At 72.3% G+C, this 19,494-nt stretch carries 21 protein-coding genes; 8 read left to right on the top strand and 13 right to left on the bottom strand.

The features are described 5' to 3' along the window. Positions 1-15: 15 nt before the first annotated feature. Entirely contained in the window at positions 16-654 is a 639-nt protein-coding gene (locus tag AC061S_RS35655; protein ID WP_478690030.1) for a DUF6758 family protein, read from the bottom strand. Between the two features lie 1,383 nt (positions 655-2,037). Beyond that, positions 2,038-2,622 (bottom strand): suppressor of fused domain protein, encoded by a 585-nt coding sequence (locus AC061S_RS35660; protein WP_478690031.1) that lies wholly within the window; start codon positions 2,620-2,622, stop codon positions 2,038-2,040. Between the two features lie 417 nt (positions 2,623-3,039). Here AC061S_RS35660 and AC061S_RS35665 point away from each other — a divergent pair, with 417 nt between their 5' ends. Beyond that, positions 3,040-4,164 carry a magnesium and cobalt transport protein CorA gene (locus tag AC061S_RS35665; RefSeq protein ID WP_478690032.1) on the top strand — a complete coding sequence of 375 codons (1,125 nt, stop codon included), beginning with the start codon at positions 3,040-3,042 and terminating at the stop codon, positions 4,162-4,164. Between the two features lie 46 nt (positions 4,165-4,210). Beyond that, the gene (locus tag AC061S_RS35670) at positions 4,211-4,723 is read left to right on the top strand and encodes a hypothetical protein (RefSeq protein WP_478690033.1); all 513 of its coding nucleotides are present in this window, start codon (positions 4,211-4,213) and stop codon (positions 4,721-4,723) included. Between the two features lie 67 nt (positions 4,724-4,790). Here the strand turns inward: AC061S_RS35670 and AC061S_RS35675 are convergent, their stop codons facing one another. Next, on the bottom strand, positions 4,791-5,561 hold the full coding sequence (locus AC061S_RS35675) for a hypothetical protein (protein WP_478690034.1): 771 nt from the start codon (positions 5,559-5,561) through the stop codon (positions 4,791-4,793). A gap of 257 nt (positions 5,562-5,818) precedes the next feature. Between AC061S_RS35675 and AC061S_RS35680 the strand changes: the two genes are divergently transcribed. The 3 genes from AC061S_RS35680 to AC061S_RS35690 all read left to right on the top strand — a co-directional run bounded on the left by AC061S_RS35680 (position 5,819) and on the right by AC061S_RS35690 (position 9,041). Then, positions 5,819-7,126 (top strand): magnesium transporter MgtE N-terminal domain-containing protein, encoded by a 1,308-nt coding sequence (locus tag AC061S_RS35680; RefSeq protein ID WP_478690035.1) that lies wholly within the window; start codon positions 5,819-5,821, stop codon positions 7,124-7,126. Positions 7,127-7,322: 196 nt separating this feature from the next. Next, positions 7,323-7,829, top strand: a complete 507-nt coding sequence (locus AC061S_RS35685) for a DUF1003 domain-containing protein (protein ID WP_422525235.1) — start codon at positions 7,323-7,325, stop codon at positions 7,827-7,829. 42 nt (positions 7,830-7,871) lie between these two features. Next, complete coding sequence (locus AC061S_RS35690; RefSeq protein WP_478690036.1) at positions 7,872-9,041, top strand: Mrp/NBP35 family ATP-binding protein; 1,170 nt, start codon at positions 7,872-7,874, stop codon at positions 9,039-9,041. A gap of 58 nt (positions 9,042-9,099) precedes the next feature. Here the strand turns inward: AC061S_RS35690 and AC061S_RS35695 are convergent, their stop codons facing one another. The 5 genes from AC061S_RS35695 to sigE form a co-directional block, all read right to left on the bottom strand. Next, positions 9,100-9,804 (bottom strand): hypothetical protein, encoded by a 705-nt coding sequence (locus tag AC061S_RS35695; RefSeq protein WP_478690037.1) that lies wholly within the window; start codon positions 9,802-9,804, stop codon positions 9,100-9,102. A 134-nt stretch (positions 9,805-9,938) separates the two neighbouring features. Next, the gene (locus AC061S_RS35700; protein WP_478690038.1) at positions 9,939-10,388 is read right to left on the bottom strand and encodes a sec-independent translocase; all 450 of its coding nucleotides are present in this window, start codon (positions 10,386-10,388) and stop codon (positions 9,939-9,941) included. Between the two features lie 118 nt (positions 10,389-10,506). After that, positions 10,507-11,943 carry a S1C family serine protease gene (locus AC061S_RS35705; RefSeq protein WP_478690039.1) on the bottom strand — a complete coding sequence of 479 codons (1,437 nt, stop codon included), beginning with the start codon at positions 11,941-11,943 and terminating at the stop codon, positions 10,507-10,509. Between the two features lie 143 nt (positions 11,944-12,086). After that, positions 12,087-12,770 carry an anti-sigma factor family protein gene (locus AC061S_RS35710; RefSeq protein WP_478690040.1) on the bottom strand — a complete coding sequence of 228 codons (684 nt, stop codon included), beginning with the start codon at positions 12,768-12,770 and terminating at the stop codon, positions 12,087-12,089. After that, positions 12,767-13,546: an RNA polymerase sigma factor SigE gene (gene sigE, locus AC061S_RS35715; RefSeq protein ID WP_243335949.1), complete on the bottom strand. Its 780-nt coding sequence runs from the start codon at positions 13,544-13,546 to the stop codon at positions 12,767-12,769. The genes AC061S_RS35710 and sigE overlap by 4 nt, the downstream gene beginning before the upstream one ends. Before the next feature lie 143 nt (positions 13,547-13,689). Between sigE and AC061S_RS35720 the strand changes: the two genes are divergently transcribed. After that, positions 13,690-14,352, top strand: a complete 663-nt coding sequence (locus tag AC061S_RS35720) for an O-methyltransferase (RefSeq protein WP_478690041.1) — start codon at positions 13,690-13,692, stop codon at positions 14,350-14,352. 69 nt (positions 14,353-14,421) lie between these two features. On the opposite strand, the gene AC061S_RS35725 is transcribed toward AC061S_RS35720, so the two are convergent. Continuing rightward, positions 14,422-15,039, bottom strand: coding sequence for a hypothetical protein (locus AC061S_RS35725; protein ID WP_478690042.1), 618 nt, complete (start codon positions 15,037-15,039; stop codon positions 14,422-14,424). Positions 15,040-15,197: 158 nt separating this feature from the next. Then, positions 15,198-15,365, bottom strand: coding sequence for a DUF3117 domain-containing protein (locus AC061S_RS35730; protein ID WP_003966491.1), 168 nt, complete (start codon positions 15,363-15,365; stop codon positions 15,198-15,200). A gap of 331 nt (positions 15,366-15,696) precedes the next feature. On the opposite strand from AC061S_RS35730, the gene chcB reads away from it, so the two are divergent. Then, positions 15,697-16,500, top strand: a complete 804-nt coding sequence (chcB, locus tag AC061S_RS35735) for a 2-cyclohexenylcarbonyl CoA isomerase (RefSeq protein ID WP_478690043.1) — start codon at positions 15,697-15,699, stop codon at positions 16,498-16,500. Between the two features lie 294 nt (positions 16,501-16,794). Here the strand turns inward: chcB and AC061S_RS35740 are convergent, their stop codons facing one another. Together AC061S_RS35740 and AC061S_RS35745 are read right to left on the bottom strand one after the other, a co-directional pair. Continuing rightward, positions 16,795-17,370: a DNA-3-methyladenine glycosylase I gene (locus tag AC061S_RS35740; protein ID WP_478690044.1), complete on the bottom strand. Its 576-nt coding sequence runs from the start codon at positions 17,368-17,370 to the stop codon at positions 16,795-16,797. Next, positions 17,370-17,726 (bottom strand): DivIVA domain-containing protein, encoded by a 357-nt coding sequence (locus AC061S_RS35745; protein ID WP_478690045.1) that lies wholly within the window; start codon positions 17,724-17,726, stop codon positions 17,370-17,372. The genes AC061S_RS35740 and AC061S_RS35745 overlap by 1 nt, the downstream gene beginning before the upstream one ends. A 76-nt stretch (positions 17,727-17,802) precedes the next feature. Between AC061S_RS35745 and folP the strand changes: the two genes are divergently transcribed. Further along, a complete protein-coding gene (gene folP / locus AC061S_RS35750; RefSeq protein ID WP_478690046.1) occupies positions 17,803-18,663 on the top strand; it encodes a dihydropteroate synthase in 861 nt (286 codons plus the stop codon). A 46-nt stretch (positions 18,664-18,709) separates the two neighbouring features. On the opposite strand, the gene AC061S_RS35755 is transcribed toward folP, so the two are convergent. Beyond that, positions 18,710-19,468, bottom strand: coding sequence for an LOG family protein (locus AC061S_RS35755; protein WP_478690047.1), 759 nt, complete (start codon positions 19,466-19,468; stop codon positions 18,710-18,712). Between the last annotated feature and the right edge of the window lie 26 nt (positions 19,469-19,494).

The raw sequence follows: 19,494 nt of genomic DNA on the forward strand, positions 1-19,494 counted from the left end.
CGGGGACCGCCGGGGCTAGGAAATAATGCGGGGGCTCAGGGCTCCGCAGGGCAGCAGCTCCACCTCGGCTCCCGCGTCGCGCAGGTCGGTCAGGACCAGCTCGTCGTACATCAGCAGGCCCGACTGCTCCGGCCAGACGATCGCCCACAGCCACAGCCCGCGCGCCTCGCCGGCGAAGACGGCCCGGTCCTCGGGGACGCCGGTGACGTGCCAGAGCGGCGTCGGGCGCCCGGCGGCGACCACTTTGGCGTGCGGCGGGGCGGAGACGTTCATGTAGCGGCCCGGGTCGGGGGCGTCGAGGCCGGCGAACCGCGCGCCCAGGCCGACGCCCAGCTCCTCGGCGATCAGCAGCAGCTCGCCGATGCCGCCCAGCGGGCCGGGACCCGAGCAGGCCACGGCCGTGGCCCGGCCGCCACTGCGGTCGTCACCGGCGGAGGCGATCCCGGTGAACAGCCACCCGACGGGCAGCGGCCAGGGCATCCAGACCGGTACCTGCGCCCGGTTCACCACCACGCCCAGGCCTTCGACGCTCGGCGGGATCACGGGCTGCAGGGGATGGACGGTACCGTGCACCGCGCACTGCCAGGAGTCGGCGAAAAGACCGGGCGCCCTGACCCGGCCACCACACTTCGGGCAACTCGGTTCGCCCCTCATAAGAAGCCACGCTCCTCCCCGCCGCGCGCCCCGTCAAGATGCGATCACCGTTCCTTGGCGTGTTCGCCCCTGTTGGCCGAACCGCCGTGAACCGGACGTGCCGGTTGTCTCCCCGAACGGTCTTGGGGGACGGGGAACAGCGCGAGCTGGTCGCTTCGGCCCCGGCAGGTCCTGTCACCCGGGTGGGGTGTGCCTGTGGTCCTGGGCGGGCTCGCGGTCCCTCGCGCCCTCGGTACGGGAACGGCCTGGCCGGTGCGGGAGGTGTGGGCCGGATCAACCGCGACGACGACAAGTCCCGGCCCATCGTCTCGCGGCCGGCCGACGGGGTTGCCGTGGGCGTCGATGACGCAGGCGGCGGGTGGTCGGCGTTGAGGTCCACGGCCAGGAGCCGGGCACCGGCTGCGGTCAGTTCGGCGGGCGTGGGGAGGGGTGTTGTCGGGTGGACCAGGAGGCGTCGAGGTACCAGCGGCCGCGTTCCGGGTCGCAGACGATGTCGTAGCGGACGGAACGGTTTTGGCGGTGATCCGGTCCAACCACTCCTCTCGGCGATGGTTGAAGGTGACAGCGCAGGCAAGCCGGTAGCGGCCACGCGGGGCATTGGCGAGGTGCCTGAGCGGTTCGGGCAGGACGAGGGTGACCGTGCCTTCAGAGGGATCGATGCTGATCGTGTAGTTCCCGTGCGGCGCCCCGGACTCACCGTCGGCGGTCAGGAACATGCGCCGCGCGTCCCGGCGTTCCCGCCACTGGGCGGCGGTGAGATCGGCGTCGACGAGGTTGTGCCGGGTCTTGGCGAACTGTCGGCCGCCGATGACGATCGCCGGACGACCGGCCTCGATACGCCGCTCCACCTCGGCCAGCCGCGCGGTCAAGACCTGCAACCGTCGCTGCATCTGCGCCCGCTCAGCCCGGCTCGGATACCCCCGAACACCACCCACCCGCTGGCCACAGGGCACCGCCAAGCGCTTGCGGATCTTCACGATGGCCCGGCGCAGCGAGGTCCGGTCATCGAACAGACACCGCAGGGACAGCTGGTACTGATCCTCCGCCACACGAGTCATCGCCCCCCGCCCACCGCGACGACGACACCCTCGTCAGCACACGCTTGCGATCCGCACGCCGGTTCTCTTTCACCGACACCCTGCCGATACGCACCCGCTCAGCCGGATCCGCACGGAAGTTCCGAACCCAGGTGTTCGCCAGCCAACCGCACGACCTCGGCATCCGCGGCGGAGAGGCGCAGCCGATCCCGGATACGTGCACCCGCAGGCACCGACACCGTGAAGGGAGCAGCCAGAGTGCGCAGTGCCTTCCGAAGCCCTTCCCCACGCGCCACCGGCCACCCCTTCCCCTCCAGAGCCGCCCCCCGGTCCGGCGGCCGGATGCTCAGTCCAGTGCGACTGCCGTACGCAGAGGGTCCCGCAGATCCGTCCCGCGCGCGAGCCAGCGTTCCTGCAGGGCGGCCGCTCCGTGGACCCGCTTCCACGCCGCCTCGTTCGCCGTCATCGGCAGGAGGGGGAAGAAGGAGACGGGGTCCATGGGGTCGTCCAGTTCGAGGTCCTCCACCAGGCCGCCGGGCTCCGCCACGAGCACGGAGGTGAACGGCGCCCCGTCCCACAGGGGTTCGCCCACGTCCAGTGAGGCGCCGGGCGCCACGACGAGTCCTTCCACCTGAGGCGACGCCGCCAGCACGGCCAGCGGCCGCAGCAGCCTGTCGGTGGGGGCGAGCCCGCCCCGCACGGTCAGGACGAGCTCCGCGCGCGGGCCGCGGACCGGATCGGAGACCACCGCCGTCGGGTCGGTCATCGGCTGGGCGGACATGCCGAGGGTCGCGTACCGCACGAGGTCGCCCTCGGTGAAGCGGAGGACCTCGAAGCGGTCGGTGCCGAGGAAGGTGACGGCGGCGCGTGCGTCGGGTTCGCCGAGGGCGGCGCGCAGCCGGGCTTCCACAAGGGCCAGAATTTCTGCCATGGAGCGAGCATAGAACTCGTATCAGCCGGGTAAAGAGCGGCTCTTGACCATCCGTCGGCTGATATCGTTGACCGCTGGTCGGGGACGCTCTCAGAAGAGAAGTTTCAGTGCCCCGGCGACAGGACGTCCCTTACGGGGGACCGGCCGGAGGAGGTGGGGCTGCGGTGCATCGAAGTCGATCGCACAGTACGTGCGGTACCCATCGCTCTTCCCCTTCGCCGACGGGCGCGCCGCGCCCCCTTTGATCCGCGCGTCTTTGAATCAACACGTCGGATCAGTCGAAGAGCGACGGAAGAACTGTGTCCTCCCGTCCTGATCCTTCCGCCTGCCCGCCCGGACTGCCGACCGGGCGAGCGTGCCATCCGGAAGGACCTCCCACCCGTACGGTCCGCAGCCGTGCGCGCGAAGGAGCCTGCCATGTCGATGCTGCCCTACCTCCGTGCCGCCGTCCGCCCCGCGCTGCGCAGGTCCACCCCGGCTCAGCCCGGCTACGACACCACCCGCGACCCGTCCGCGAACAGCGCGGTGGTCGACTGCGCCGTCTACCGCGACGGGCGGCGCGACGTGCGCGCGCAGGGGGCCTCCTGCCTGACGCCCCGTGAGGCGCTGCGCGAGGTCCGCGAGGACGGCGGTTTCGCGTGGATCGGCCTGCACGAGCCGACCGAGGCCGAGTTCGCCGGGATCGCCGCCGTGTTCGGGCTGCACCCGCTCGCGGTGGAGGACGCGGTGCACGCGCACCAGCGGCCGAAGCTGGAGCGCTACGACGACACCCTCTTCACCGTCTTCAAGACGATCCACTACGTCGAGCACACCGAACTCACCGCCACCAGCGAGGTGGTGGAGACCGGCGAGGTGATGTGCTTCACCGGCCCCGACTTCGTCATCACCGTCCGGCACGGCGGCCACGGTTCGCTCAAAGGCCTGCGCCACCGCCTCCAGGACGACCCGGCGCTCCTCGCCAAAGGCCCGTCCGCCGTCCTGCACTCCCTCGCCGACCACGTGGTCGACGGGTACATCGCCGTCGCGGCGGCCGTCCAGGACGACATCGACGAGGTGGAGAGCGAGGTCTTCGCCGCCCCCGCCAAGGGCAGTGCGCGCGGCGGCGACGCGGGCCGCATCTACCAGCTCAAGCGCGAGGTGCTGGAGTTCAAGCGGGCCGTCTCCCCGCTGCTGCGCCCCATGGAGCTGCTCAGCGAGCGTCCGATGCGGCTGGTGGACCCCGACATCCAGAAGTACTTCCGGGACGTCGCCGACCACCTGGCCCGCGTGCACGAGCAGGTCGTCGGCTTCGACGAGCTCCTGAACTCCATCCTCCAGGCCAACCTGGCGCAGGCGACCGTCGCGCAGAACGAGGACATGCGCAAGATCACCTCCTGGGCGGCGATCATCGCCGTGCCCACGATGATCTGCGGCGTGTACGGGATGAACTTCGAGCACATGCCGGAGCTCCAGTGGCGCTACGGCTATCCGATGGTCATGGCCGCCATCGCCGGGACCTGCTTCACCATCCACCGGGCCCTGCGCCGCCACGGCTGGCTGTGAGCCCACTGGCTGTGAGGGCGCGGGGGGCGCTGGCTACCCTGTGCGCATGACTCTCAGCGCGCTCGATCTGGCCCTCGTCGAGGAGGCCACCAAGAAGTCCGGCCTCATCTGGGTCCGCGGCTCCGGGGCCGACCGCGGCCTGTGGCACGCCTGGGTGGACGGCGCGGCGCACGTGCTCGGCGACGGGCCCGGGGAGCAGCCGTTCCCGGGGCTCGAGGACGGGGCGGCGGCCGAGGTGACCGTGCGCAGCAAGGACAAGGGCGGCCGGCTCGTCGCGTGGACGGCGACCGTACGCGAGCTCGTGCCCGGCAGCGAGCCGTGGGAGGCCGCGGTGGCCGAGCTCAAGGGCAAGCGGCTCAACGCGCCCGACTCCGCCGAGATGACCGAGCGCTGGGCGCGCGAGTGCCGACTGCTGCGCCTGGAGCCGGAGTCGGTCCGGGCCGCCCTCCCCGGGGGTTCCCTCGCGGCGGCTCCGCTGGGCTCCCCGGCGACGACCCGCCGGCCCATCCCGGCCGGGCTGCCGAAGCTGCTGCTGAAGCGGAAGAAGGCGGCCCGCTAGGTGGATGCGCAGGGCTAGGCCGTCTCTTTCGGATCTTGCCGGCCAGGCAAGATCCGAAAGATACGGCCTAGCCCTGCGGGTTGGCGCCCTGGCCGGTGCCGCCCGCCTGCTCCTTGGCCGTGGGCAGCTCGGAACCGTAGTCCACGGTCTGGTCCGGCGCGGGCGCGGTCAGCTCGACCGGCTTGCCCCATTCCGCGAGGGTCACCCGGCCGGCGCCGCCCGCGCGTTCCATGAGGAGCGGGTAGGGGGTGCCCTCCAGGGAGACGGAGAGTTTGCCGCCCTTGCCCTGGTCCGCCGATACCTGGACGGCCCGGGTGGGCCCGACCTTGGTGTAGTCCTCGCCCTTGGTGAGCTTCCCCTCCAGCCCGAGTAGCCCGTCGAGCATGACCTGCATGTCGGTGAACCCGCGGAACTGCTTGTAGGAGGGGTCCGCCTCGGGCACCTTGACGAACTTGTCGCCGAGCTTGCCGGCCGCCTCGGACTGGCCCCAGAACGCGGCGCTCGCCTTGAGGTAGAGCTGCTCGCCGACCCGCAGCAGCTGGAAGGTGTTGTCGTCCTGGGACTTCACCTCGCCGGAGCCGCCGTCCGCCCCCAGCCGCATGTCCAGGGTGAAGGATTTGCCGCCGCTGACGAGCGTGCCGGAGAGGTGGACCGACCGTGCCCCGGTGACGGCCGTCTTCGCCTTGTCCTCGATCTGGTCGGCGGACAGCTTGCCGACCCCGTTCGTCCCCTCGTCGGGATCCGCCCCGCACCCCGTGCCGACGACGGCCAGGCCCGCGCACAGGGCACTGACGAAGGCGGCCCGGCGCAGCCGCAGGGCGGGGAAATAGGCGGTCACGGGCAGGTGCCCCTCTCGTTGCGTCGGCGAGCAGCTGGCAGCGTACCCGCCCGTCACCGGGGCTCCGCGCGGCGCCCGCGCGCAGCTCGTGGGGACGCGCGTGCGGGGGCCGCGGGGGCACCGCGCCGATGCCGGGGGGATGCCGGGGGGATGCCCGGGCGGACGGCCCCACCAGGAGGTTGTGTGCGGTACGGGCTAACCTGAGGGACGGCAGTACCGGTGATCGACGGATGACGCAGCTCGTAGGAGGCGCTCGGATGGCGGCAGGCGCCCCACGGATCTTCGTCTCGCATCTGTCGGGTGTGCCCGTCTTCGACCCCAACGGCGACCAGGTGGGCCGGGTGCGCGACCTCGTCGCGATGCTCCGCGTGGGCGGCCGGCCGCCCCGGCTGCTCGGCCTGGTGGTCGAGGTCGTCAGTCGGCGCCGGATCTTCCTGCCCATGACCCGGGTGACGGGCGTCGAGTCCGGCCAGGTGATCACCACCGGCGTGGTCAACATGCGGCGCTTCGAGCAGCGCCCCACCGAGCGGCTGATCCTCGGCGAGCTGTTGGACCGGCGGGTGCGCCTGGTCGCGGACGACGAGGAGGTCACCGTCCTGGACGTGGCCATCCAGCAGCTCCCGGCCCGCCGTGACTGGGAGATCGACCGGATCTTCGTACGGAAGGGCAAGTCGGGCGCGCTGCGGCGGCGCGGCGAGACCCTGACCGTGGAGTGGTCGGCGGTGACGGGCTTCTCGCTGGAGGAGCACGGGCAGGGCGCCGAGAACCTGGTCGCGACCTTCGAGCAGATGCGCCCCGCGGACGTGGCGAACGTGCTGCACCACCTCACGCCGAAGCGGCGCGCCGAGGTGGCGAGCGCCCTCGACGACGACCGGCTCGCGGACGTCATGGAGGAGCTGCCCGAGGACGAGCAGGTGGAGATCCTCGGGAAGCTGAAGGAGGAGCGCGCGGCCGACGTCCTGGAGGCGATGGACCCGGACGACGCGGCCGACCTGCTCTCGGAGCTGCCGGAGGACGACAAGGAGCGGCTGCTGACACTGATGCGGCCCGACGACGCCGCCGACGTACGGCGCCTGCTGTCGTACGAGGAGAACACCGCGGGCGGTCTGATGACCACGGAGCCGATCGTGCTGCGGCCCGACGCGACGGTCGCCGACGCGCTGGCCCGCGTACGGCAGTCGGACCTGTCGCCGGCGCTGGCGGCGCAGGTGTACGTGTGCCGGCCGCCGGACGAGACGCCGACGGGCAAGTACTTGGGCACGGTGCACTTCCAGCGGCTGCTGCGCGATCCGCCGTTCACCCTGGTCAGCTCGATCGTGGACACCGGTTTGGCGCCGCTGCGGCCGGACGCCTCGCTGCCGGTGGTGACCAGCTACCTGGCCGCGTACAACATGGTCGCGGTCCCGGTCGTCGACGAGAGCGGCTCGCTGCTGGGCGCGGTCACCGTCGATGACGTACTGGACCACCTGCTGCCGGACGACTGGCGGGAGACGGACTTCCATTCGGAGGGTTCCGGCGGTCCCGAGGATTCCGAGCGTGCGGAAGGGGCCCTACGTGGGAACTGAGCGGGGGCGCGGTGAGCAGCCGGACCGGGAGCCGCGGCGCGAGCGGCGCCGGGAGCAGAGCCGGGAGCGGCGCGAGCACGCGCGGGCCCAGGCGCGCGAGTACGGGCTCGCGGAAGCGGCCGCGGAGCGGGCGGAACGTTCCTCTTTCGAGCGCGGCGAGCGGGCGAAGGCCAGTCAGTCGAGCGGGGCGAGCGCGCTGACGCGCTCGCGCGCGCGGCTCGACCTGCCGCGCCCGGCCCGCCGGAGGCTGCTGCCCGAATACGACCCGGAGGCCTTCGGGCGGCTCTCGGAGCGGGTCGCGCGGTTCCTCGGCACGGGCCGGTTCATCGTCTGGATGACCGTCGTCATCATCATCTGGGTGCTGTGGAACATCTTCGCGCCGGCCGACCTGCGGTGGGACGAGTACCCCTTCATCTTCCTGACCCTGATGCTGTCGCTCCAGGCCTCATACGCGGCCCCGCTGATCCTGCTGGCGCAGAACCGGCAGGACGACCGGGACCGGGTCAACCTGGAGCAGGACCGCAAGCAGAACGAGCGCTCGCTGGCCGACACCGAGTACCTGACCCGGGAGATCGCGGCCCTGCGGATGGGTCTGGGGGAGGTCGCCACGCGCGACTGGATCCGCTCCGAGTTCCAGGATCTGATCAAGGAGATGGACGAGCGGCGGCTATTCCCCGCGGAGAGTGACGAAGGCGACCGCTAGCGGGCTTTCCTGAGGCCCGCCACCGCGCCGTACCATCGGGGCATGGCTACCGACACAAGCTCCGCCTCCGCCGCTGCCTTGCCCGAACAGGACGCGATCCTGGACGCGCTGGCGACGGTGAACGACCCCGAGATCCACCGGCCGATCACCGAGCTGGGCATGGTCAAATCGGTGGAGATCGGCGACGGCGGCGAGGTCGCCGTCACCGTGTTCCTGACCGTGTCGGGCTGCCCCATGCGCGAGACCATCACCAACCTGGTCACCGAGGCCGTGCAGCGGGTCCCCGGCGTCACCTCGGTCGCCGTCACGCTGGACGTGATGAGCGACGAGCAGCGCAAGGACCTCGCGGCGACCCTGCGCGGCGGCACCGCCGAGCGCGAGGTCCCCTTCGCCCAGCCCGGCTCGCTGACCCGCGTCTACGCGGTCGCCTCCGGCAAGGGCGGCGTCGGCAAGTCCTCGGTCACCGTGAACCTGGCGGCGGCGATGGCGGCCGACGGTCTCAAGGTCGGCGTCGTCGACGCCGACATCTACGGCCACAGCGTGCCGCGCATGCTGGGCGTGGCGGGCCGCCCGACCCAGGTCGAGAACATGATCATGCCGCCGTCGGCGCACGGCGTGAAGGTCATCTCCATCGGCATGTTCACCCCGGGCAACGCGCCCGTGGTGTGGCGCGGTCCGATGCTGCACCGGGCCCTCCAGCAGTTCCTGGCCGACGTGTACTGGGGCGACCTGGACGTCCTGCTGCTCGACCTGCCGCCGGGCACGGGCGACATCGCGATCTCCGTTGCCCAGCTCGTGCCGAACGCCGAGATCCTCGTCGTGACCACCCCGCAGCAGGCGGCCGCCGAGGTCGCGGAGCGGGCCGGCTCGATCGCCGTGCAGACCCACCAGAAGATCGTCGGCGTCGTCGAGAACATGTCCGGGCTGCCCTGCCCGCACTGCGACGAGATGGTCGACGTGTTCGGTTCGGGCGGTGGCCAGAAGGTCGCCGACGGCCTGACCAAGACGGTCGGCGCGGCGGTGCCGGTGCTGGGCTCGATCCCGATCGACGTCCGCCTGCGCGAGGGCGGCGACGACGGCACCCCGGTCGTGCTGTCCGACCCCGACTCCCCCGCCGGCGCGGCCCTGCGCGCCATCGCGGGCAAGCTCGGCGGCCGCGCCCGCGGCCTGGCGGGCATGTCCCTGGGGATCACCCCGCGCAACAAGTTCTGAGACGGGAAAGGGGGGCCGGCGAGGGAGTTCCCTCACCGGCCCCCCTTTTTCGCGCGTCCTACTCGTACGCCGCCAGGTCCTCGATCACCGAGAAGCCGAGCCCGTACGCGCTCATCCCCCGGCCGTACGCGCCCAGGTGCACCCCGCTCCCGGTCGATCCGGCGAGGACCCACCCGAACTCCGACTCGCGGTAGTGGAACGCCGTCGGCTCCCCGTCCACCGGCAGCGACAGCGTCGACCAGTCCGGCCCCGCGAGGTCGTCCGCGAGCTCCCACGCGGCCTCGGTCTGCTGGTCAAGCCAGTCGTCGCGCAGGCTGTGGTCCATCTGCCCCGGCCAGCTGTACGCCAGCAGCCCCGAGCCGGCCAGCCAGGCCGCCGAGGAGACCGAGGTGGCCTCCAGGACGCCGGTGCCGTCGCCGCTGCGCCGCAGCGGGTTGCTGGCCACGGTGACGACCACCGCGAAGCGCTCCTTCTCCCCGGTGGCGATCTCGCCGCGGGCGGAGGGCTCGTCCCCGTGACCGGTCGAGCCGTGCTCCACGCTGCCGTCGGCGCCGGCGGCGACCTGCATCAGCCACCGGGGGCCGGTGAAGGCCCCGTCCAGCCCGTACCAGGGGAAGTCGGCCCGCAGGTACCCCTCGGCCGCCCGGCGGGCGGCAGGGACGGGCGGGGCTGCCGCGTCCGGGGGCAGCGGATGGTCCTGGGGTGCGGGCGACTGCGCCTCGGCGGGCTGCGTGCCTACCCGGCTACTGCTCGTCGTCTCCATCGATGCGGCCTCTCGTTCCGTGGGATCCGGAACGGCCCACCCCCCTCGGGCGTCCTGGGTCCGGACTCAAAGGAGGATAGCCATCCGACCGCCGTTCACCGGGCAGGCGGGCGCGCGCGTGGTCCCGGGTGGCGTCAGGTCGCGTCGGCGTCGTAGCGCGTGCGCTGGTCCTGCGCCGAGGTCGCGGACTTCTTGACCATGTCCGGCCCTGCGCCCGGCGTGGCGGCGGGGAGGGCTCCGCCCGCGGCCGCGGCCGCGTCGGATTCCTTGCCGTTGACCGCGTCGGTGACGTCGTTCAGTTCCTTGCGGAGATCGAAGCTGCTCCGGATCTCCTTGAGGTCCTCGTTCTCGGTCAGCTGCTTGCGGATGAAGGTCTTCGGGTTCAGGTCCTCGAACTCGAAGTCCTTGAACTCCGACCCGAGCTCGGAGCGGATGTCCTGCTTCGCGCTGTCGGAGAACGCGCGGATCTTCCGGATGACGCCCGTGACGTCCTGGATGACCTTGGGCAGTTTGTCCGGGCCGAAGACGAGGATGGCGAGCACCACGATCGTGGCCAGCTCGAGTGCGCCTATGTCGTTGAACATCTTGCCCCGCTCTCGGCTCTCTTCACATCAGGCCTGTCACACGGTACCCGGCCAGGTCCGCAGGCCCATACACCAGGACCCGGCTGATTACCGGACCGGTTCTGCTTTCACCCTGCCGTCATGATCCGTTCGCCGATCCGAGGACCACTTCCAGCGTGCGCTCCCGGCCCTCGCGCAGCACGGTGAGGGTGAGCCGGTCGCCCGGACGGTGGGCCCGGATCTTGATCACGAGCTCGTCGCCGCCGTGCACCCGTACCGCGTCGACCTTGGTGATCACGTCTCCCGGCCGGATCCCCGCGCGGGCTCCGGGTCCCCCGGCGGGGACGGCGGGCTTCCCGTCCTCGCCCTTCTCCGCCACCCGGGCTCCGTCCCCGGTGTAGTCCATGTCCAGGGTGACGCCGATGACGGGATGGGTGGCGCGGCCGGTGCGGATCAGCTCCTCGGCGACGCGCTTGCCCTGGTTCACCGGGATGGCGAAGCCGAGGCCGATGCTGCCGCGCTGCTGTCCGGAGCTGTCTCCGCCGTCGCCTCCGCGGATGGCGCTGTTGATGCCGATGACCTGGGCCTTGGCGTCGAGGAGCGGCCCGCCGGAGTTGCCCGGGTTGATGGGGGCGTCGGTCTGGAGGGCGTCGACGTAGCTGACGTCGCTGCCGTCGCCCTTGTCGCCGCCGGCAGTGATGGGGCGGCCGGTGGCGCTGATGATGCCGGCGGTGACGGTGTTGGAGAGGTCGAAGGGGGCCCCGATGGCCACGACCGGGTCGCCGACCTCGACGTTCTCGGAGTTGCCGAGCGCGAGCGGCCGCAGGCCCCGTACCCCGTCGACCTTGACGACGGCCAGGTCGTATCCGGTGTCGCCGCCGACCAGCTCGGCGGGGACGCTCTCGCCGGTGCTGAAGGTGACCGTTATGGTCCGGGCCCCGTTGACCACGTGGTGGTTGGTGAGGATGTGGCCCTGCCCGTCGAGGACGAAGCCGGTGCCGGTCGAACTGCTCTCCGCGCCATTGACGTGCAGGGTGACGACACCTGGCAGCGCGGCGGCGGCGATCCCGGCGACGCTGTCGGGAGCGCGGCCGCGGTCGGCGCGGGCCGCCTGCGGGAGTTCGAGACGGGTGCCGGCCTGCCGCTCGGCGAGGACGCCGGCGTAGCCGCCGATGCCGCCGGCCAGGAGGGCGATCCCTACGCCGAGGACGATGCCCTGGCGCAGCCGGACCCGGCGTGACCCCGCCCGGCCGTGGTCCACCGCCTGGAGCGGCCGCGCACCCCACGGGTCGTACCGCGGCTCCTCGCCGGCGACCGCCTCCGGCACGGACCGCGGTACGGGCGCCCCCTGCGCGGCAACCGGCTCCGCGGGCCGGCTCCACCACTGGGGCACCGGGACGGGGGTGAGGGCGGGGGCCGGCGCGGTCACCGGATCCCCGTCCGCGTGCGACGCGGACCGCGGGGGCGGTACGGATGCCTCGTGCCCGCCGACGGGATCCGCGGGGCGGCTCCACCACCGGGGCAGGACGGCGGGGACCTGATCCGGCGCCGGATCGGTCTGCTGACTGTCGGACATGGGCGCTCCCCGCCTACCTGTCGGTCTCCGCCGGCCGCCCGGGGCGGCGCATCTGGCGGAGATTCAACCAGGTCGCCCACCCCGCCCGCCCCGGCGGGCGGGACGGGCGTACAGCCCGAGACGGCCTGGCGCGGCCCCGACGGCTACCGGTACAGGGACACCGGGCGGGCGGAGGCGGTCGGGCGGGACGGCGACGGGGAGGCCGCGAGGGGGGTGACCGGACGGAGCGTCGGGACGGCACCCGGCTTCGGCAGCCGGTTCTCCCGGGCCACCGCGTCGGCCACCGGAACCAAGGGTCCCGTCCGCGCGGCCGGGGCCTCGCCCCGGGCATTGGGCTCGACCGCTTCGATCGGCAGCGAGCCGCCCAGCGCGATCGCGGCGAGCGACACCGCCCCGGCGGCCACGAACGCGAAGCGGCGCCGCTGCCGGCCCACGTCGTGTATCCGGAAGCCCTGCTGCTGCGGCGCGGCGGCGGCCCCGGGCGGCGCGTAGCCGAAGGACGCGAAGGGGTCGGCTCCCGCCGACGGGCCGAAGGGGCCGGAAGGCCCTGAGGGGCCCTCGGAGCCGCCTCCCGGCAGCCCCTGCAGCCGCGCCAGCAGCCCCGCCGACAGCGGAGGAGGCGCGCTCTCCACGAACATGGTCTTCAGACGCCGCTGCGCATCGGCCTCGGCCTTGCACTTGGGACACGTCGCCAGGTGCGCCAGCACCCGCTCGCGCGCGTCGTGGCCCAACTCCCCGTCCACGAGGGCGGCGAGCCGGTCGCCCAGATGCCGTTCAGCGGAGGAAGCCTCTTCGGCGGGCGACGGGGACGGACTGATCCCGCTCACTCGGCTCCGCCCTCTCCCCCGGCGCCGGGGGCACCCACGGCCACACCGGCCAGCGCGCGCTGCTCCGCACGGGCCTCGGGAGACCGGTGCTTGAGCGCCTTGCGCAGGTGCGAACGGCCCCGGTGGATACGGCTGCGCACGGTGCCGAGCTTCACGCCGAGCGTGGCGGCGATCTCCTCGTACGACAGGCCCTCGATGTCGCAGAGCACCACGGCCGCGCGGAACTCGGGCGCGAGGGTGTCCAGCGCCTGCTGCACGTCCGCGTCGAAGTGGGTGTCGTGCAGCACCTGCTGCGGGGACGGCTCACGGCTCGGCAGCCGCTCGGCGGCGTCGTCGGCGAGGGCGTCGAAGCGGATCCGCTGCTTGCGGCGGACCATGTCCAGGAAGAGGTTCGTGGTGATCCGGTGCAGCCAGCCCTCGAAGGTGCCGGGCGTGTACGTGGACAGCGAGCGGAAGACGCGGACGAAGACTTCCTGCGTCAGGTCCTCGGCGTCGTGCTGGTTGCCCGTCAGCCTGTAGGCGAGGCGGTAGACGCGCGCACTGTGCGTGCTGACGATCTCCTCCCACGAGGGAGGGGTCCACGCCTGGGAGCCCGCATCGGCGGCGAAGGTCGCGGTGGTTGCGGTGTCTACGGTGCGGAAACGGTCAGCAATGTTGGTCACGGATTTCGGCTCACCGGCCGACCAGAAGAGGCGTCGGAGGACACCCCCACGATCCACAGGCGCAGCCGCACCTCCCCTGTCGGCTCTGGTGGTGTCCAGCGGAATCCCTACCATAGCCACCCCTCCCGTCAGCTCTGGATAAGCTTTTTTGCAGTAACTTTGCACGGGCTCCGGGCCCCAGGCCCCTCTTGCGTCTCTACTGCTCTCAACGCCCGGTCCCATCTGCGGGTTCCCGACTCCAGCGGATACAGTCACCGTTGCGCCAACTATGGGGACAGGAGAGGGTCATTACCGGCAACCGGCAGACGAGCTGGGCGTTCGCCGACGCGTTTGTCGCCGAAGACGACGCTCTGCGATGGGCCCGCGACCGGTCCAGGGAAGCGGGACTCCGTTCCGTCTCACCCGGCACCGGGGCCGCGCTGCGCCTGCTCGCCGCCACCGCGGACGCGAAAGCGGTCGCCGAGATCGGCACCGGAACCGGCGTGTCCGGCATCCACCTCCTGCACGGCATGCGCGCCGACGGGGTCCTGACCACGGTGGATCCCGAGCAGGACCGGCAGGCCTTCGCCCGCCAGGCCTTCCGCGCCGCCGGCTTCGCGGGCAACCGCGCCCGCTTCATCCCGGGCCGCGCCCTGGACGTACTGCCCCGGCTGGCCGACGGCGGATACGACCTCGTCTTCTGCGACGGGGACCCGTCCGAGTCCCTCGACTACCTCGCTGAATCGTTGCGCCTGCTGCGCCCCGGCGGCCTGGTCTGCTTCGAGGGGGTCTTCTCCGACGGTCGTACGGTCGACTCCGCGGCCCAGCCGGTGGAGGTGCTCCGCGTCCGCGAGCTGCTGCGCAGCGTCCGCGAGAGCCCGGCCCTGGAGGCCGCCCTGCTCCCGGTGGGCGACGGCCTGCTGTGCGCCGTCCGGCGCTGAGCCCGGCGTGACCGCGTAACCGCACCGGCCCGGCCGGTCCGCGTCCAGGTCCGGTTCCGGGTCCATCGGTCAGTGCAGCAGCGCGAAGGTCAGCGCGGCCGTACCGCCCAGCACGGTGCCGGCGAGGAGCTGCGCCGTGGTGTGCGCCTTCAGGACCAGCCTGGACCAGCCCACGCCGGCGGCGATCAGCACCGCGGGGAGCAGCGCCGGGCCGAAGACCAGCAGCAGGACCATCACGGTGCCGCCCGCCACCGACATGTGGATGGATATCTGCCAGCCGACCGTCACCAGCAGCGACGAGACCAGCCCGACGAGCATCGCGACGACGAGCGCGAGGACGTCCGCCGGGGCCCCGAGCACGCGCAGCAGGGCGATCCCGGCGACGACCGAGACCAGGCTCAGCCCCATCGGTACGACCCGCTGGCGCCTCACCCGTATGTGCTGGTCGGTCAGCGCCCCGCGCCGGACTCCGAGCAGGATGATGCCGATCGGTACCACTCCGCAGAACAGGGCCCCGAGCAGACCCCAGCCGAGACCGGTCCACGACCCGGTGCTGTGCCAGCCGATCAACAGGAGCTGGGCCCCCACCAGGTTCGCCGGCGCCAGGACCTCCGTGAGGACCCGGGCCGCCTTCTGGCGGGGCGTGCAGTCCGCGAAGGCGGGCGGAGCGGGCGGGGAGAAGGTCACGGCGCGGCTCCGGCGATCACGTTGTCGGTCTCGATCTCGATCTCGATGTGAATGTCGGTCCCGGTCGCTGCCCCGGGACACAACACTGCCCCGACCGCGTAGCGCGGCCGGGGCAGTGCAGAGAATGCAGCGAAAGTACTGTCAGCGCCCCTGGGGGATCAGCCGACGACCTTCTTCAGGGCGTCACCCAGGGCGTCCGCCTCGTCCGGAGTCAGCTCGACGACGAGCCGACCGCCGCCCTCGAGCGGTACGCGCATGACGATGCCCCGCCCCTCCTTGGTGACCTCGAGCGGGCCGTCGCCCGTCCGCGGCTTCATGGCCGCCATGCTCGTTCCCCTTCCTGAAACCAGTTCATCGTCAGCCGACGGCCCCATTCAGGCGCCTAGTACCCGGCATCGAACACATTGCTTCCAGGCCATTATCCCGCATGTCAGGACCCGATGACCAACATCGGCTGGGAACGCTTGTGCAACGCGCTTGACCAAAACCACTCATTTCGGGGACACGCCTGCGATACTTCGCCGCTGCGGCACGAGTCTGCCCTTCCGTTTATTTGACGCACATCACATGTGCGACCCCGGTCCGGTCCGCCATGCTGGCCCTTGCACCGGCCGGTACCGGCCGGTAGCCAGCCCGCGACGAAGGGGGACCCCCGCCATGGCCGACAGCGTGCTCTACGAAGTGACCGACGGACTCGCGACCATCACGATCAACCGTCCCGAGGCCATGAACGCCATGAACACCGAGGCCAAGGTCGCCCTGCGCGACGCGGCCCGGGCGGCGGCCGCCGACCCCGCGGTACGGGCGGTCCTGCTCACCGCGGCCGGCAACCGGGCGTTCTGCGTGGGCCAGGACCTCAAGGAGCACGTCGGGTTCCTCGCGGCCGACCGCGAGCACGGCTCCTCGCTGACCATGAACACGGTCGCGGAGCACTACAACCCGATCGTCCGGGCGCTGACGGAGATGCCGAAGCCGGTGGTCGCGGGCGTGAACGGCGTCGCGGCGGGTGCGGGCTTCGGTTTCGCCCTGGCGGCGGACTTCCGCGTGGTCGCGGACACCGCCTCCTTCAACACCTCCTTCGCGGGAGTCGCCCTGACGGCCGACTCGGGCGTCTCGTGGACGCTGCCCCGCCTGATCGGCGGCTCGCGCGCCTCCGACCTGCTGCTCTTCCCCCGGTCCGTGAAGGCCCAGGAGGCCCTGGAACTCGGCATCGCGAACCGCGTCGTCCCCTCGGACGAGCTGGCGGCCGAGGCGCTGGCCGTGGCCCGGCGGCTGGCGCAGGGCCCGACGGTCGCCTACGCGGCCCTGAAGGAGTCCCTGGCGTACGGGGCCTCCCGGTCGCTCTCCGACGCCCTGGACCACGAGGACGTGCTCCAGGCCCGGGCAGGGGCCTCTGAAGACCACGGGATCGCCGTCGCGGCCTTCCTCGCGAAGGAGGCTCCGCGGTACCTCGGCCGCTAGGGGCTCCGCCGGCTGGTGCGGGTACCGCTCCGCGGGTGCCGCTCCGCGGGTGCGGGTGCCGCTGCGCGGGGCGAAGTCCCCTCCCCGCCCTTCGCCCGTTCCCCGGGCTGCGCCCGGAACCCCCTGGGGCTCCGCCCCGGACCCCGCGCCTCAAACGCCGGCGAGGCTGGAACCGCCCTCCGGGCAATCCAGCCCCGACCAGGCGAAATCCAGCCCCTCCGGCGTTTGAGGAGCGGGGTCCGGGCGGAGCCCGGGGAACGGTGGAAGGGCGGGTAGGGGACTTCGCCCCGCGGGTCAGGTCAGGTCGCGGGCCACGCAGCGGGCCAGGTGGTCGTTGACCAGGCCGCAGGCCTGCATCAGGGCGTAGGCCGTCGTGGGGCCCACGAAGCGGATGCCCGCCTTCTTCAGGGCCTTGGCCAGGGCCGTGGACTCCGGGGTCACCGCCGGGATCTCGGTGGTGCTCTTCGGGGCCCGCCCGGGCGCCGGGGCGTGGGACCAGATCAGGGAGTCCAACTCGCCCTTCCCCCACCCGGCCAGGGTCTTCGCGTTGGCGAGGGTCGCCTCGACCTTGGCCCGGTTGCGGATGATCCCCTCGTCGGCGAGGAGCCGTTCCACGTCCGCCGGCCCGAACTCCGCCACCTCTGCGATCTCGAAGCCGGCGAAGGCCGCCCGGAACCCCTCGCGGCGGCGCAGGATCGTCAGCCAGGACAGCCCGGACTGGAAGGCCTCCAGGCACAGCCGCTCGTACAGCGCGTCGTCCCCGTGGACCGGGCGGCCCCACTCCGTGTCGTGGTACGCGATGTAGTCCTCGGTGGCCAGCCCCCAGGGGCACCGCAGGCCCCCGTCGGGGCCGGCGAGCACTCCGCTCACTACTCGGCGGCCTTGGTCAGGTCCACGGGGCCCTCGACGGGCGCGGCCGCGGGTACGGCCTGGGGCGCGGCCGCGGCGGTGAGCTCGGCGATCCGGGCGTCGCGCTCGGCCAGCTCCGCCGCCAGCCGCTCCAGTACGTCGTCCACGTCCGACATCCGGTAGCCGCGCGGGGCCACGGGCAGGCGCAGCTCGTCGATGTCCGCCCGTACGACGGGGCGGTTCTCCGGCAGGGCGTCGGACAGCCGGTCGGGTTCGGCCTCCGGCAGCACCGCCTCGGACCCCCCGCCGGCCACCGCGAGGGTGACTCCGGCGACGACCACGACCAGCGCGATGAGCAAGAACGCGAACACGATCAACTCCCCTGAGAGACTCCGGCCACCAGGTTAAGGTCGCAGGCGAGGCGCAAGGGCCGCCGAAGGAGGAAAGAGCAGGATGCTGCGACTGGGCAGGCGCGAGTTCGACGACCACGAGCCGGTGATCATGGCCATCGTGAACCGGACCCCTGACTCCTTCTACGACCAGGGAGCGACCTTCCGCGACGAGCCGGCCCTGGACCGGGTCGAGCAGGCGGTGGCCGAGGGCGCGGCGATCATCGACATCGGCGGGGTGAAGGCCGGTCCCGGCGAGCACGTGGACGCGGCGGAGGAGGCCCGGCGCACGGTGGGCTTCGTCGCCGAGGTCCGCCGCCGCCACCCCGACGTGGTGATCAGCGTCGACACCTGGCGGCACGAGGTCGGCGAGGCGGTCTGCGAGGCCGGGGCCGATCTGCTGAACGACGCGTGGGGCGGGGTGGACCCGAAGCTCGCGGAGGTGGCCGCACGCCACGGCGCGGGCATCGTCTGCACCCACGCGGGCGGGGTCGAGCCGCGGACCCGGCCGCACCGGACCGAGTACGAGGACGTGATGGCCGACATCCTGCGCGTCACGGTCGGCCTGGCCGAGCGGGCGGCGGCGCTGGGCGTACCCCGCGAGTCGATCATGATCGACCCGGGCCACGACTTCGGGAAGAACACCCGCCACTCCCTGGAGGCCACCCGCCGCCTGTCGGAGATGGCGGAGACGGGCTGGCCCGTCCTGGTCTCCCTCTCCAACAAGGACTTCGTCGGCGAGACCCTCGACAAGTCCGTGAAGGAGCGCCTCCTGGGCACCCTGGCCACGACGGCCGTCTCGGCCTGGCTGGGCGCCCAGGTCTACCGCGTCCACGAAGTCGCGGAAACCAAGCAGATCCTGGACATGGTCCGCTCCATCCAGGGCCACCGGCCCCCGGCGGTCGCCCGCCGAGGGCTCGCCTGACCCACACCCGACGGCCGGAGGCCGGTGCGGCCTCCGGCGGGGGCTGCTACCTGCCGACTTCCTTCGTCACGAGCGCGATCGCCTCGTCCACGTCGTCGGTGACGTGGAAGAGGTAGAGGTCCTTCTCCGAGGCCTTGCCCTGGGCGATGACCGTGCCCTTCAGCCAGTCGATGAGCCCGCTCCAGTACGCCGTGCCGAACAGCACGATCGGGAAGCGGGTGATCTTCTGCGTCTGGACCAGGGTCAGGGCCTCGAACAGCTCGTCGAGGGTGCCGAGCCCGCCCGGCAGGACCACGAAGCCCTGGCTGTACTTCACGAACATCGTCTTGCGGACGAAGAAGTAGCGGAAGTTCAGCCCGAGGTCGACGTGCTGGTTGAGCCCCTGCTCGAAGGGGAGCTCGATGCCCAGGCCCACCGAGATGCCGTTGGCCTCCCGCGCGCCCTTGTTGGCCGCCTCCATCGCGCCCGGGCCGCCGCCCGTGATCACCGCGAACCCGGCCTCCACGAGCGCGCCGCCGATCCGCACGCCCGCCTCGTACTCCGGCGAACCCGCCGGCGTCCTGGCCGAGCCGAACACGCTGATCGCCGGCGGCAGCTCCGCCAGGGTGCCGAAGCCCTCGATGAACTCCGACTGGATGCGCAGGACCCGCCACGGATCGGTGTGCACCCACTCGGAGGGCCCGGCCGAATCCAGCAGCCGCTGGTCCGTCGTACTGCCGGCCTGCACCTGGCCCCGCCTCCTCAGCACCGGCCCGAGCTGCTGCTCCTCGGGCCGACGACGAGCGGACCCTTCAGGGTTGCCCATGATGTGCTCCCTCCTGCTGATCGTTG

It is taken from the genome of Streptomyces sp. CA189, from assembly GCF_056428985.1.

Excerpts from the sequence above, each read along its gene's own strand:
- AC061S_RS35655 (WP_478690030.1), bottom strand. The coding sequence starts at position 654 with ATGAGGGGCGAACCGAGTTGCCCGAAGTGTGGTGGCCGGGTCAGGGCG.
- AC061S_RS35660 (WP_478690031.1), bottom strand. The coding sequence starts at position 2,622 with ATGGCAGAAATTCTGGCCCTTGTGGAAGCCCGGCTGCGCGCCGCCCTC.
- AC061S_RS35665 (WP_478690032.1), top strand. The coding sequence starts at position 3,040 with ATGTCGATGCTGCCCTACCTCCGTGCCGCCGTCCGCCCCGCGCTGCGC.
- AC061S_RS35670 (WP_478690033.1), top strand. The coding sequence starts at position 4,211 with ATGACTCTCAGCGCGCTCGATCTGGCCCTCGTCGAGGAGGCCACCAAG.
- AC061S_RS35680 (WP_478690035.1), top strand. The coding sequence starts at position 5,819 with ATGGCGGCAGGCGCCCCACGGATCTTCGTCTCGCATCTGTCGGGTGTG.
- AC061S_RS35690 (WP_478690036.1), top strand. The coding sequence starts at position 7,872 with ATGGCTACCGACACAAGCTCCGCCTCCGCCGCTGCCTTGCCCGAACAG.
- AC061S_RS35695 (WP_478690037.1), bottom strand. The coding sequence starts at position 9,804 with ATGGAGACGACGAGCAGTAGCCGGGTAGGCACGCAGCCCGCCGAGGCG.
- AC061S_RS35700 (WP_478690038.1), bottom strand. The coding sequence starts at position 10,388 with ATGTTCAACGACATAGGCGCACTCGAGCTGGCCACGATCGTGGTGCTC.
- AC061S_RS35705 (WP_478690039.1), bottom strand. The coding sequence starts at position 11,943 with ATGTCCGACAGTCAGCAGACCGATCCGGCGCCGGATCAGGTCCCCGCC.
- sigE (WP_243335949.1), bottom strand. The coding sequence starts at position 13,546 with ATGGTAGGGATTCCGCTGGACACCACCAGAGCCGACAGGGGAGGTGCG.
- AC061S_RS35730 (WP_003966491.1), bottom strand. The coding sequence starts at position 15,365 with ATGGCGGCCATGAAGCCGCGGACGGGCGACGGCCCGCTCGAGGTCACC.
- chcB (WP_478690043.1), top strand. The coding sequence starts at position 15,697 with ATGGCCGACAGCGTGCTCTACGAAGTGACCGACGGACTCGCGACCATC.
- folP (WP_478690046.1), top strand. The coding sequence starts at position 17,803 with ATGCTGCGACTGGGCAGGCGCGAGTTCGACGACCACGAGCCGGTGATC.
- AC061S_RS35755 (WP_478690047.1), bottom strand. The coding sequence starts at position 19,468 with ATGGGCAACCCTGAAGGGTCCGCTCGTCGTCGGCCCGAGGAGCAGCAG.